A 13,225-nucleotide genomic window follows, 5' to 3' on the forward strand; every position below is an offset into this window, starting at 1 on the left:
CCATGACCAGCATCATGAAGTTCGACTTCAAGTCGATGAACTTCGTCGGGATTCCCGGCACCGAGATCGTCCTTGAGATCACGCACGTCAACGCCCACCCGGACACCCCGCCGGAGGAGCGCGTGAAGGTGATCACCACTGGGCAGGACTGGCCCGCCACCGACTTCACCCTGACGCAGGACGCATACGGCCGCCCCTTCAACGAGGGCGACGTGTTCGAGGTCCGCGCCAAGGTCGCCAAGGTCGACGGTGCCGAGTCCGAGTGGAGCGCCCCCGTGCGGACCCCGCCGGTCCCCTACGTTCCCCCGAAGACACCCGAGATCGACTCGATCACGTGGGAGACGGATTAGCAGTTCCGCTCCCCCCCTTTTTTCCCGCAAACGTTGATTGCGGTAACACAGTCGTCTCGCTCCGCAGAAGCCGCCCTCGGGCGGCTTTTTTTATGCCCTGGAGGCTTTATGTCCACTCCTGTTGAGACCGGCAACGCACAGAAGATCCGGTTCGCGCCGAACGGCGCCCTTTTCGTCGCACCGGCCCCGAGGATTTCCGATTCCCCCGGCACCGGAACCGTTCTCCCGACCGGTCTGGATGCGCTCGGTGCCCCATTCAAGAACCTCGGCTACGTGGACGAGGGCGGGGTCACCATCACCCCGTCCATCGAGACCGACCCGGTGAATGTATGGCAGAGCGCGGTCCCCGTCTTGTACAACGTGAAGAGCGCGGCTTTCCAGGTCAAGGCGACCCTGATGGAGACGAGCAAGCTCACCACCGAGCTGTTCTTCGGCGCGAAGTGGGTCGAGTCCAAGGAGACGCCGGGCCTGTTCCGCCTGGACCTGAAGTCCACGCCGGAACTGTCCGAGATTTCTCTCATCGTTGACTGGGCGCAGGGCAAGACCAAGTACCGCTGCGTCATCGGCCGGGCCATGATCTCCGACCGTGGCGCCATCCAGCTCCAGCGCGCCGAGAACGGTAAGTACGAACTCACCATCGATGCCCTGGACTACAACGGTGGCCTGGGCTACGTGCTGACCAACGACGACCTGAACGACTCGGGCAACACCGTCCAGGAGCCGGCCGCGGCCCGCCTGTCCGGCGACAGCGTCGTGCAGGGCGGCACCGTGACTCTGACCGGTGAGAACTTCGCCCCGAACACGGCGGCCGTCTTCACGATCACCGGCCCGTCCGGCTCGGACGGCAAGGTCACTGCTGGCTCCGCGACCACGGACGCGCAGGGCAACGTCACCTCGATCATCGCCGTCGCCGAGGACGCCCCGGCGGGCGCCTACGCGGTGAAGGTCGCCGTCGCGGGTGTCGAGGCGCAGGCCGGTTCGCTGACCGTCACCGCCAAGCCCGCTGCCTGAGCAGGAACGTTCCTGCACTAGAGCCCCTGCCGGGGAGGGCGAAAGTCCCCGGCCCCCCTCTCTCACCCCGCACTGATCTCCCGCCCCCGCCTGGGGGCTTTTTCTTTTGGAGTCGCCATGACCGCTGCGAAGACCCCGCGCAAGACCGCTGCTGCCAAGAAGGCCGAGGTCGCCGACGAGCCCACCGTGTTCGAGCACAACGGCGTCGAGTACACCGTGCCGGCCCCGCTCGACCTGCCCGTGGGCCTCCTGGAGGTCGAGGACGAGATCGACGCGATCAAGCTGATCCTCGGTGCTCAGTGGGACGCATACAAGGCGTCCGGCGCCACCATCCGCGACTTCCAGGACTTCGCCGAGAAGGTTTCCGCGGCTGCCGGATTCGGCGACACGGGAAACTGATCCGAGTCGTCCACGCTGTACGGGACTACTCCGACGAATTGGAAGCGGACTTCCTTGAGTTCTTCGGAGTCGACCTGTTGGACGTGCACCGTGGACGGCTCTCACTGCGACGCGTCCACGTGCTCATCCAGTCGCTCCTGAAAAAGCCCGGACGTTCCACATTCCTCGCGGCCGTCGACCAGTCCGCAGAGTGGTCAATCACCGACCACCTTATTGCTCGGGTCGCTGACACCTCTGAGATATCCAACTTCCTCTTCATCAAGGCCAACTCTGAAGAGGCAGACGACTTGACCCCTCCCGAGCCAATCCCACGGCCGGGCCAGGAAAAGCAGGAGAAGCCGCAGGAGCCTGAATACGCCTTCGCTGATGGTGCCGAGCTGTCCTCCTTCTTCGCGCAAATGAGCAACATCTAGGAGGCCAGCATGGCAGTAGGCCAGCGCGGTGCTATCAAGGTCGGCACGGGCTACATATCCATCGAGCCTCACCTCAATCAGGAAGCCGTCGCCCGGCTCCGTACGCAGATGGGGACGCTGGGCAGGCAGATGGCGACCTCGCTGTCCGCCTCCGTCTCCAAGGGCTTCAAGGGCGTGGCCTCCGCCACCGCCAAGGCGGCCAAGGACGCCAAGAAGGCGACCGAGAAGGAAGCGGTCGACACCTCCAACAAGCTGCGCCAGATCGAACGGTCCCTCACCCGGTTCGCGGGCGAGGAGGCCGGCCGGCAGTTCCGCACCTTCCGGAACCTGGCCAAGCAGCGCACCCAGCTTGAGCAGAGCACCAGCAAGGAGACCCGCAAGGCCATCTCCGACACCCTGAAGGCCAACCGGCAGGCCATCTCCGAGTCGCTGCGCGAGGAACGCGCGAAGGCGGCGGAGAAGGCCCGCCTGGAGCGAGAGGCCCGAGCGGAGACGCGGCGCCGGATCGCCGCCGAGAAGGTGGAGGAGCGGGCCCTTGCCCGCGAGGTCACCCAGATCAAGCGCGAGCAGGCCGCCGAAGCACGCCTCGCCGCTCAGCAGCAGAAGCAGGCCGAACGGGAACTCCGGGAGGCCGTACGGCAGCGGGCCGCCGAGGAGCGCGCCGCGGCCACCGCGCAGCGGGACGCCATCCGCGCCCAGATCCGCGACCTCACGAGCCAGCGCGACGCGTACGCGGCGACGATCGCCGCCAATCAGCGGCAGCTCCGGACGTTTATGTCCGAGCACCGCACCAGCACCCGCAGCGCCAGCGACCAGTGGAAGGTCATGTCTCAGCACACTGAGACGTTCGGCCAGAACCTGGAACAGGTCGGTCGTGCCATCAACATGAACCTCGTGGCGCCGCTCGCGGCGGCGTCCGGCTACATGATGAAGATCGGCACCCAGAGCGCCGACATGCAGTTCCTCGCCTCGGCTGGTCTCGGCCGGGCCGGCTTCGACAACAAGCAGGTCGCGGCGGGCATCAAGTCCATCCAGGACTTCGCCGTCCACACCCCCTTCAGTCTCGAAGACATGACGGACAAGTTCCAGCAGCTTGCCCGGAACTTCGAGTCGTACGGCGACGGGCCGGCCAAGGCGCTGGATAAGTCCGAGAAGATGATCCGCTCCATCGCGGACTACGCGGCCAGCTTCGGTGTGCTCGACCCCGAGCGGGTCAAGGGCGCCATGTACGCGGCCGACATGATGATGGACCTCAGCAAGATCAACACGAGGTCGATCAAGCAGTTCTCGCGCGGTACCGGCATCCCGATCAACAAGCTCGGCCAGATCGCCGGCTACGAGGGCAGCAAGGACTTCCTCAAGGATGTCCAGGACCCCAAGAAGGGCGTCCAGGCCAAGGACTTCTTCAACAAGTTCATCGCGGCCTACGAGAAGGAAACCAACGTCCAGGGCACCGCCGAGAAGCTGGGCACGGGTTCCATCGGCGGCGCGCTCGCCTCCGTGAAGGAGCAGGCGCAGCTCAACCTCGGCCGGATGTTCGGCGACTTCAACCCGGACACGGGCGAGTTCGAGTGGACGGAGCTGGGCAAGCAGACCCACGCCCTGGTGAAGCGCCTGGGCGACATGCTCAACTCCGACGAGTTCGAGCAGCTTTCCGGTGGCCTGCTGCGGCAGTTCGTTCGCGCCCTGATGCTGCTGACCAGCGGCGCCGAGTACGTCGGCGACTTCCTCGGCGAGCACCCGGCGATCAAGGAGATCATCGCCGACACCGTGAAGATCGCGGCCCTCATGGGCCCGCTGGCCCTGGCCATCGGCCTGGCGACCAAGGTCTTCGGCAAGATCGGCAAGTCCTTCCTCCCCCTAGTCAAGGTCAGCGGTGGACTGGCCAAGGGCGCACGCGGTCTCGCCCGTACGGGGAATCAGACCCTCGCCGGCGTGACGGCCGGCCGGGGCAACTTCCGTCAGGCGTACCAGCAGCGACGGGCCGACTACCACGGTGGTGACGACCGTTCGCTGGGGCGTCGCGTCCTCGATCGCGTACGCGGTCGAGACAGCCGGGCCGACGAGGTCGAGGTGCGCACCGAGCAGGCCCAGCGCAACGTCCGCCAGCTCGACGACCGGATCAAGGAACTCAAGGACCGGCTCCAGTCGGTCAACCGGGTCTCGATCGATCCCGCGATCAACGCCCTCGGTGGTACGGCCGGTGGCCGCAGCATGGCGAGCGCGGCCCGCGACGCCGCGCAGCACATCCAGCAGGCCGCCAACCGCGTCCAGGAGCTGAACGGCAAGACGACCGGCGGCGTCCGCCAGCAGGTCGAGTTCCTGTCCCAGAAGGCGGAGACGGCGCAGCACCGGGTGAAGGATGTCTCCTCCGCGGTGACCGCGCTGAACGGCAGGGGCCTGAAGGCCCTGCGCCAGGAGTTCGACTGGACGAAGCCCAAGGTCACCTCCGTGCGCTCCGCCGTGCAGGCGGTCATCGACCGGATGACCACGCTGAACGGCAAGCCGCTGAAGGCCCTGCGTGATCGCTTCAAGGGCGGCGGCTCGTCGCTGCACTCCGCAGTCGACGCCGTGGCCGGCAAGCTGTCGACGGCGAACAGCCGGATGGACACGCTTGGCAAGAAGCGGGTCACCTCGACGACCACCTCGGTCAACAACCTCAAGTCCGCCCTGAAGGGTGCCTCCGACGAGGCCGATTCGCTGAAGAAGAACGTCGGTGAGGTCAACACGCTCACCGGCTTCGGCGGTGGCGGCGACGGCAAGGGCAAGAACCGCAAGCCGAGCAAGCACGCGATGGGTGGTGTCCTGCCGGGCTACGCGCCCGGCGTCGACTCCATCCCCGCGATCCTCAGCCCCGGTGAAGCGATCCTCCGTCCGGAGGTCACGGCCCGCCTGGGCGAAGGGACGATCAACGCGTGGAACGCCGCGGCGGCCCGTGGCCACCTCTCGCGGTTCGCGAAGGGCGGCGTCGCCAAGGGCAAGGGGCGCTGGCCGTTCAGCATCCTCGGTGAGCTGACCGACTCGATCAACTTCGCGCCCGCGTTCAACGCGTTCAGCGGCGGCATCGACATGGCTGCGGCCGGGTCGAAGATCGGCGGCTCTACGGGCAGAAACGTTCGTGCATGGGGCGCGCGTGCCGGTGGCGACAGCTCCGGTCGGGCGGCGAACAACCGCTTCGCGAACATGCGGTCCTTCATGTTCGAGCGGCTGCCGGACTTCCTGAAGGCCACGCCGACCGGCATCGGCAACGTCATCGGCCTGGCGGCCGGTGCCATCGCTCCGACAGCCGGTGATCTCTTCTGGCGGGACATCTGGAAGGGCGAGGGGAACATCCTCCAGCGCGGAGCGAAGTTCACCAGTGACCTGCTCAGCCCGTCGAACCTGCTGGAGATGATCAAGGATCTCTTCGGCGGTGTCGCGGACATGGCAAAGGGCCTCGGCTCCCTGGCCAAGGACCTGATCAGCGACCCGGCCGGCGTGCTGGACGAGGCGATCTCGACCTTCACGGACCTGTTCGACGGCGTGATCGACTCCGTGAACTCCATGATCGGCACCCTGGGCAAGATCCTGGGCAACCCCTCGGAGTACGCCCGCGAAGTCTGGGACGCCTTCTACGAGCAGGCCAAGGAGAACCTGCCGAACACGGAGGGACTGTTCAAGTTCGCCAACGGCGGGATCGTCCCCGGCTACGCGCCGGGCAACGACCGCGTCCACGCGCTCCTCGCCCCCGGTGAGGCTGTGCTTCGACCGGATGCCGTCCGGGCCCTCGGGTACCGGACCGTCCTCGGCCTCAACGCGGACGCGAAGGCCGGGAAGTTGGCCGACGCCAAGCCCGACCAGGCCGTGACCCCGGTGCCGGACGCCGCCGCGTTCGAGGCGGCGGCCAAGCGGATCGAAGCGGCCCTTGCTTCCATGACGGAAGCGGTGAAGGCACACCAGACGGCTTCGGCCGGCTCGTGGACCGACATCGGCTCCAAAGTTGCACAGGCTGTGGACGGACAGGTCAAGCCCGCCCAGAACCGGTGGATCAGCCACCTGGGTCAGCTGACCTCCACGGAGCGGACCTTCCGGTCGTCGAACCAGAGCGTCTGGGCTGACGTGAGCCGCGAGGTCTCCTCGTCGACCTCGAACACGCTCGGTTCGTTCGGTCGCCTCCGTACGGGGGTCGATCAGACGAAGCGCTTCTTCGAGCAGGCCAGCAGCCGTATCCGCGAGGTCTGGCGCTCCGCCATGACCTACGTGGACAGCTCCACCAGGACCACGGTCTCCGGCCCGTACAACAAGGGCGCGGTCGGCATGATCGGCTCCATGGCGAAGCTCGCCGGGACCAACTCCCCGTTGTCTCCGGTGAAGTTCAACACTGGTGGTGTCGTCCCCGGCTACCTGCCGGGCGTCGACAAGGTGCCCGCGGTTCTGTCCCCCGGTGAAGGCATCCTCCGCCCCGAGGTCGTACGCGCCCTCGGCAAGGAAACGATCCTCCACTGGAACGAGCAGGCCCGACGCGGCGGCAACCTCTTCGCCAACGGCGGTGTCGTCGGCGACGGCGGGTCCTGGGTGCGCAAGCACAAGGACGACCCGTACGACGGGTACGAGGAAGCCGTCCACAAGGGCTGGGACGCGGTTGTCGAGCCGGGCCTGAAGGCCATCGCGTCGGAGTTCGGCACGGCCGGCAAGCTCAACGCGGGAGCGTTCGGCAAGGCTGAACCGTGGCTCGCGAAGTGGGGCAAGTGGGCCGACGACCACACGGGCGGCGGTGGCGGCCAGGTCGTCAAGCTCGCCCTCCAGGAGGCGAAGGCCGGCGACATGTCCGGCCGGAAGTACATCGGCAGCTCGGCCTACGAGTCGTGGTGTGCCGACTTCGTCTCGTGGATCGTCGACCACGCGGGCGCGAACGCGGCCTACGGCGGTTCGCCGAAGGGCACGCCGCAGCACCGCTGGCCCGCGGTGGCCACGTGGGTGTCGAAGATGAGCCGCGTCCCGACCGGCCAGGCCCGCCCCGGTGACCTCATGGTCTACAAGGGCTACGGCCCCGGTGCCTGGGGGCACATCAACATCGCCACCGGCAAGCAGGGCAAGTCCCTGGAGACCGTGGGCGGTAACGAGTCCCGCAGCATCCGCCGCCAGCTCGGGTACGGCGACCGCGCCGATGGCGCACTCCGCCCTCGTGGCGGAGCACCGGGTACCGGCAAGGGCCCCGTCCTGAACCCGTGGCCGGGTTCACTGGCCGCCTTGTCCGAGGGTGTCGGTGACTACGACATGCCTGCGGGCAACTCGGTCAACCGATGGCGACCGCTCGTCGAGCGGGTCATCCGGGAGCTGAACGGCAAGGGCGGCATCTCGCTGTCCGACGTGGGCCTGGTCCTGCGCCGGATCGGTGTCGAGTCCGGCGGTGACCCGCACGCGGTGAACAACTGGGACTCGAACGCCGCAGCCGGTATGCCCTCCAAGGGCCTGCTCCAGGTGATCAAGCCGACGTTCGACAGGTACGCGGGCCCCTACCGCAGCCTGGGCCAGTTCGATCCGCTCGCGAGCGTCTACGCGGGCCTCTCCTACGCGATCGACCGGTACGGCTCCGGGTGGCGCCGGGCTCTGTCCGGCACCAAGGGCTACTGGACCGGGACCAAGTCGGCGACCGCCGGCCTGGCGATGGTCGGTGAGCACGGCCCCGAGTTGGTGAATTTCCGCGGCGGTGAGCGGGTCTACAACGCCCGCCGCACCGAGGAAATGGTCGCCGGCCGACGTTACGAGATCCACATTCACGAGGCCAAGTCCGAGGACACAACCGCTGCCGTACTCCGTGCCATGCGCACGGCGGAGGTGATGGCCGGCTTCTAATCGAGAGGTAGGTCCCCATGCCTATTCCAGCAACAGAGAATCAGGTCCAGGAGAAGCCGAGTCTTCCTCGGCCCCAGCCACCTGTTCCAGCGGAATGGGGATACACCTACGTCTCGATCCGTGGCTCCAACGGTGAGGGGGAAGAAATCCCCCTCACCGGGTCACAGGGCAAGGACTGGCCCGCCATCATGATCCAGTCCGGCGCCCAGGGCCTCGACATGCCCCCGGTCGAGCTGCACGCGGACGCGAGCCCGAACCTGCACGGCTCGATCTACCGCTCGGCCCGGTACGCGCAGCGCGAGGTGATGATCCCGGTCTACATCCACGGCATCGACCGCCGCACACTGCTGCGGCTGAAGCGGCAGCTCACAGACGCTCTCGATCCGCTCAACGGGTACTGCGTACTGAAGTTCATGGAGGGGGACTCCCAGCCCCGCTACCTGCGCGCGTACTACAAGGGCGGCCTCGAAGGCGACGAAGGCGAGGACCAGGCCGGCTTCCGCTGGTCCCGCTTCGGCATCCAGCTCACGGCCTTCGACCCCTGGTTCTACTCGGACCAGATGCAGGTCGCTGAGTGGAAGTTCGGCCAGGGCGCATCGTTCCTGACCACCCAGGACGGCTCCTTCCTCCCCCTGCACCTGGAGAAGGGCTTGGTCTCTACCCCGGACCTGTCCGTCTACAACCCAGGCGATGTCGACGCTTGGCCGATCTGGGAACTGACCGGGCCCGTCCGCGGGTTCAAGTTCTCCTTCGCGGGCCGCTCGTTCGAGATCCCCGCCTCCGGCGCCGACGTGGTGGCAGCAGGACGGACGCTCACCGTCGACACGCGGCCCGGCTACAAGACGCTCCGCGACAACCAGGGCAAGAACTACTGGTCGAGCCTCGCCCCCAATCCACAGCTTTGGCCCATCCCCGCTGGATGGTCCTCCATATCCGTCGAAATGGCCCCCGGTTCGGGGGCTTCTTCATTGAGGTTGTCTTTCAAGCCTCGCTTTAAGTGTTACTAGGAGGCCGCATGGGATACCGAATTCTGGTGAGAGGCGGTGTCTATAACGGCGAACGTCGAATACTGGGAGAAATCGATACGTGGATCAAGCTCGATTTCACGGTCCGTTTCAATCAGCCCGGAACCTGGCAGCTCCTCGTAAAGAGCGGCACGTACCAAGAGGGCCTGCTCACCCAGGGCCGGGGCGTCGTGATCTACCAGGACGGCGTCCCCGAGCCTGTCTTCAGCGGGCAGATCGACGCGTTCGAGAGGTACTGGACCACCGACCAGCACACCGACGTGGGGTCCGTCTTCGTGGGCGGGAAGTGCGACAACCAGTTCCCGTACGGCTTCCTCGCCTTCCCCGGTGTCACAGGGGCCGGCACCGACCAGATGACGGTCCTGCCGGTGGACCAGCAGTACAAGGGGAAGGACACCAGGGCCGCCGGCGGCCCGCTGGGGCAGGCCCTCTGGGTTGAAGCCGACCTCGCGTTCGGCGCCCGCGGCCTACCGGACCGGAAGATCGGCGCCCTCAACGTCGGCACCAACCCCGGCATCGGGCCCACGTTCACTGACTCGCTCCGCTTCGACAACCTCGGCGCGAAGTTCGAGGAGTGGCTGAAGGACAAGCGAGTCGGCTACCGCTTCATCTGGTCGTACGAGACCAAGCAGATCGAGATGAAGTTCTACGAGTGCCGGGACCGCTCCGCGGACATCCGGTTCTCTCCCGAGCTGGGGAACCTCAAGCAGTACACCTGGCAGCTCAAGGCCCCCGAGGTCACCCGCGCCATCGTCGCCTGCCAGGGCGAAGGCGCCGAACGCTACCTGTGGCAGAAGATCGACACCGAGGGCGAGCAGCAGTGGGGCGTCAAGCGCGAAACGCTCGTCGATCGCCGGGACATCCCCCTGAAGACCGGCAAGGACGGCAAGCCCGAGCTGGTCACGAAGGTCGACTCCTCCACCGGCCTGGAGGACATCGGACTCAACCCGGATGGCCACGAGTGGACTCCTGACCTGACCGCCAAGCGCGCCGCCCTGGTGGCTGCGGACAAGGCCGTCGAAGCAGCCGAGAAGGCAGCGGCCGACGCCAAGACCGACGCGGAGAAGCAGGCCGCCGCCACCCGCCTCGCCCAGGCCAAGGCCAACCAGGCACAAGCGAAGTTCGCCCTCGTGGCAGCCATCGCCGCCGCGAAGCCGACCGCCGTCGCCCACTACGTGAAGGCCATCGAGGAGGCTGCGACGAACGCCCTTAAGGAAGGCGAGAAGTCCGGCCACTTCCAGATTTACCCCATCGACACCGAACAGACGAAGTTCGGCCGGGATTACTTCGTGGGTGACATCGTCACGATCGCCGTGGACGGTACGGAATACACGGATGTCGTCAAGGAAGTAAATATCTCCGTCGAGGACGGAGGTCGCGTTCTGGATGTGACGCCGAAGATCGGAAACCAAGGTACCGGCGAGCCGCTGAACCTTTACAAGACCGTCTGGGACATGAAAGCGAAGCTGCGCAAGCTGGAATCGAGGATGTAATGGCAGAAAAGAGTTTCCCCTTCGGTCAGGCGAATTCGAGCGGTGGCCAGGCAGCCGTTTCCCAGCTCGACTGGCAGGACATGGCGAAGATGTGGGGCGGCGACCGCGTCGACTTCCAGCTCGTGAACAGCTCCTACAGTTCGACGAACCTGCCCTTCTCCACCAGGGTGGTCAACGGCCGGACCATCGAGCTGAAGCCCGGCGCGGCCTGGGTCGGCGGCTTCTACTACGAACTCGACGCCATCCTCACGTTGGACATCGAGGCCAACCCCACGGAGAACCCCCGCAAGGACACCATCGTCGTCCGGGTCGACATGGCCAAGGGCTCGGCGAACCTCGCCGTCGTCAAGGGCCAGCCGTCGAAGGCGCCGATTGCCCCGCGCCCGCAGCGCATCGCCGGCCAGCGGTGGGAGATGGTTCTGCACGAGGTGACCGTGCCCGCCAAGGACGGCGCGATCATCCTGACCAACTGCGCGCCGTACGACGTGCCCACCTCGATCAGCACGCCGTGGAACGCCCCTCAGACAGCCCAGTTCCAGCCGCAGGGCACCTTCCTGTACGACCTGGACAGCAACAACAACGACACGCAGTTCGAGGCGTTCAACGGCCGGGACGGCTACATGATCACCCGGCACCTCGGCAAGGCCCGCACGTACACCCCGAAGATCGTCAACACCGGCAAGCTGCCTTCCGGAATCCTCTACCGGGGGATATGGCGCTGGATCGCGCCCAACACCGTGTTCTTCGCGATCGACATCAACAACACCACGAACACGGACATCAAGCAGTCCGGTTCAGGCCCGATCTCCTTCACACTCCCCGTGAACCCCTCGCCGAACATCGGGCAGGCATTCAACGGCTACATGCTGAACAGCGGGTACAACGGCGGACTGCCGAACTACGTGGACCTCAAGGGCATGTCGTACATGAGCAACAAGACCGACGTAGTGAAGATCCTGTACCCCGATCCGAAGAAGCTCACCGAGGGACTGAATTACCTGCTGACCTTTCCCCGAAAGTCCTCGATCATCTTTTCCGGCGTTTACGAGGCCGCCTCCCTCTAGTCGAAAGGAGCCACCATGGCTGACCGCAATCTCTTCGGTGGAACTCCGGCCGACGTTGCCGAGAACGACGCCGGCGTCCGTGTGCCGGGCGCCGTGGGCCTCGTCTGGGACAGCAAGGAGGACACCGCCGCGCAGGTGACCGACCTGGTCGACATCAACGGCACTCCGATCGTCCAGCTCGTGGCCGACGAGCGCGGCGTCATCCCCCTGTTCTGGGGACCGGCAGACGGCCGCGAGGCCCTGTGGGTGGACTTCGGCGTGGGCCGGATGAAGCTCACCTCCAACAGCGTGGGCGAGCGCTTCAAGAGCCACCTCGAACAGCTCGACCCCCACAACTCGAAGGCGTACACCGACGACCGCCTGACCGACTACATCCCCCGCCGTGGCGCCCGGATCAACTGCGAGAAGGGCACCACGTGGACCGGCTTCAAGGTCCCCGACGTGGTCAACTACGTCGGCGACACCGCGGGCAACGTCTTCAAGCTCGAAACCGAGGGCAAGTCCCCGGCCGGTCACCAGGAGTTCACCCGCATCAAGAACAGCGGTGCCCTGTACGTGGACCCGGTGGGCAGCCACGTCCCCGTCCACATCGGCCAGTACGAGGGCGTCAGCGACAACGGCACTGCTGTCGCGGTGTCCCGTGGCCGCGCGGGCACTGACCCCGTCGTGTTCCGGGTGCGCGCGGACGGCCGTGTCGAAGCCAACGGCGCCGTCTCCGCACCGAACATCGGAGGGGCCCGGCTCTTCTCGGGCCCGACCGCCCCCGCGAACCCGCGGATCGGAGATGTGTGGGTGGAATATGGAGCCTGACAACCGCGTCCTGGTCTGGGATGGAACGAGCTGGGTGCAGGGCAAGCTCCACTTCTACGCCGGAGCCTGGGCCGACCAACTCCTGTGGGCTCGGTTCTGGGACGGCGACACCTGGAGGTACCGCGCCCCGGACCCCCTCCCCTACCCGGCCCACGTTGGCTCGATCTCCGGCCTGTACGGCGTGAGGGACTACGTCGACCTTCCGGTCCCCAAGGAAGCCCGCGTCCTGGACTTCGTCGTCTCCATCTGCGCGTCGAGCGGGGCCAGGCCCCAGCTCGTCTCCCCCGGCGGATTCGTCGCCCAGAGCCACCAGCTCAGCTCGGGCAACTGGCTCAGCGTCGTCGTCTGGCCGTACGACGGCCGCGGCGGCAACGTCGTCTGGGACGTGCGCGGCACGACCAACTCGACCGCGATGAACCTCGCCTACCGGGGCGGCGACCTGTCGAGCACACCGATCGCCCCGATCAAGGAGATCAAGCAGTACAGCGGCGTGAACCGCGTACCGCTGAACTCGCCGGTGGGCTTCACGTCCGTGTTCCTGGTTCTGACGGAGTCGACCAACCTGACCGGCTACTCCCTGCCGGAAGGCGTCATCTACCGCAGCCACATGCTCGGCAAGTTCGGCTCCCTGCACATCAGCCTCGTGGCGTCTGACACGCCCGGCACCGGCAGCTCGGCAGGCGAAGTCGTCCTCGACACGACCGTGGACTCCGCGGCCTGCGTGACCATTCAGATCCCCGGTGCCAGCGACGGAAAGCCGACGTGGGTCCTGGGCGACGCCATCGCGTCGAAGCTCGGCACAACGACCGTACTGGGGTGATCACT

General features: G+C 66.5%; 10 protein-coding genes. All 10 read left to right on the forward strand.

Going from position 1 to position 13,225, the window contains the following annotated elements:
* Positions 1-2: 2 nt before the first annotated feature.
* The 10 genes from J2N69_RS16150 to J2N69_RS16195 all read left to right on the forward strand — a co-directional run bounded on the left by J2N69_RS16150 (position 3) and on the right by J2N69_RS16195 (position 13,220).
* Positions 3-350 (forward strand): hypothetical protein, encoded by a 348-nt coding sequence (locus J2N69_RS16150; protein ID WP_230901407.1) that lies wholly within the window; start codon positions 3-5, stop codon positions 348-350.
* Between the two features lie 108 nt (positions 351-458).
* Positions 459-1,361: a phage tail tube protein gene (locus tag J2N69_RS16155; protein ID WP_230901408.1), complete on the forward strand. Its 903-nt coding sequence runs from the start codon at positions 459-461 to the stop codon at positions 1,359-1,361.
* Between the two features lie 117 nt (positions 1,362-1,478).
* Positions 1,479-1,760 carry a hypothetical protein gene (locus J2N69_RS16160; RefSeq protein WP_230901409.1) on the forward strand — a complete coding sequence of 94 codons (282 nt, stop codon included), beginning with the start codon at positions 1,479-1,481 and terminating at the stop codon, positions 1,758-1,760.
* A gap of 38 nt (positions 1,761-1,798) precedes the next feature.
* Positions 1,799-2,173 carry a hypothetical protein gene (locus tag J2N69_RS16165; RefSeq protein ID WP_230901410.1) on the forward strand — a complete coding sequence of 125 codons (375 nt, stop codon included), beginning with the start codon at positions 1,799-1,801 and terminating at the stop codon, positions 2,171-2,173.
* 9 nt (positions 2,174-2,182) lie between these two features.
* A complete protein-coding gene (locus J2N69_RS16170; RefSeq protein WP_230901411.1) occupies positions 2,183-8,008 on the forward strand; it encodes a CHAP domain-containing protein in 5,826 nt (1,941 codons plus the stop codon).
* A 188-nt stretch (positions 8,009-8,196) separates the two neighbouring features.
* On the forward strand, positions 8,197-9,015 hold the full coding sequence (locus J2N69_RS16175) for a phage tail family protein (RefSeq protein WP_230901412.1): 819 nt from the start codon (positions 8,197-8,199) through the stop codon (positions 9,013-9,015).
* A gap of 8 nt (positions 9,016-9,023) precedes the next feature.
* On the forward strand, positions 9,024-10,526 hold the full coding sequence (locus J2N69_RS16180; protein ID WP_230901413.1) for a siphovirus ReqiPepy6 Gp37-like family protein: 1,503 nt from the start codon (positions 9,024-9,026) through the stop codon (positions 10,524-10,526).
* Positions 10,526-11,590, forward strand: a complete 1,065-nt coding sequence (locus J2N69_RS16185) for a hypothetical protein (protein ID WP_230901414.1) — start codon at positions 10,526-10,528, stop codon at positions 11,588-11,590. Before J2N69_RS16180 ends, J2N69_RS16185 begins: the two co-directional genes overlap by 1 nt.
* 15 nt (positions 11,591-11,605) lie before the next feature.
* Entirely contained in the window at positions 11,606-12,400 is a 795-nt protein-coding gene (locus J2N69_RS16190) for a hypothetical protein (RefSeq protein ID WP_230901415.1), read from the forward strand.
* Positions 12,390-13,220, forward strand: a complete 831-nt coding sequence (locus J2N69_RS16195; protein WP_230901416.1) for a hypothetical protein — start codon at positions 12,390-12,392, stop codon at positions 13,218-13,220. The genes J2N69_RS16190 and J2N69_RS16195 overlap by 11 nt, the downstream gene beginning before the upstream one ends.
* The last annotated feature ends 5 nt before the right edge of the window (positions 13,221-13,225 follow it).

The sequence above is a fragment of the Streptomyces huasconensis genome, from assembly GCF_021028635.1.
Classification (GTDB): Bacteria; Actinomycetota; Actinomycetes; order Streptomycetales; family Streptomycetaceae; genus Streptomyces; species Streptomyces huasconensis.

Bases quoted from the DNA above. Each gene is read 5' to 3' on its own strand.
- J2N69_RS16190 (WP_230901415.1), top strand. From the start codon at position 11,606: ATGGCTGACCGCAATCTCTTCGGTGGAACTCCGGCCGACGTTGCCGAG.
- J2N69_RS16170 (WP_230901411.1), top strand. From the start codon at position 2,183: ATGGCAGTAGGCCAGCGCGGTGCTATCAAGGTCGGCACGGGCTACATA.
- J2N69_RS16195 (WP_230901416.1), top strand. From the start codon at position 12,390: ATGGAGCCTGACAACCGCGTCCTGGTCTGGGATGGAACGAGCTGGGTG.
- J2N69_RS16155 (WP_230901408.1), top strand. From the start codon at position 459: ATGTCCACTCCTGTTGAGACCGGCAACGCACAGAAGATCCGGTTCGCG.
- J2N69_RS16150 (WP_230901407.1), top strand. From the start codon at position 3: ATGACCAGCATCATGAAGTTCGACTTCAAGTCGATGAACTTCGTCGGG.
- J2N69_RS16180 (WP_230901413.1), top strand. From the start codon at position 9,024: ATGGGATACCGAATTCTGGTGAGAGGCGGTGTCTATAACGGCGAACGT.
- J2N69_RS16160 (WP_230901409.1), top strand. From the start codon at position 1,479: ATGACCGCTGCGAAGACCCCGCGCAAGACCGCTGCTGCCAAGAAGGCC.
- J2N69_RS16175 (WP_230901412.1), top strand. From the start codon at position 8,197: ATGATCCAGTCCGGCGCCCAGGGCCTCGACATGCCCCCGGTCGAGCTG.
- J2N69_RS16185 (WP_230901414.1), top strand. From the start codon at position 10,526: ATGGCAGAAAAGAGTTTCCCCTTCGGTCAGGCGAATTCGAGCGGTGGC.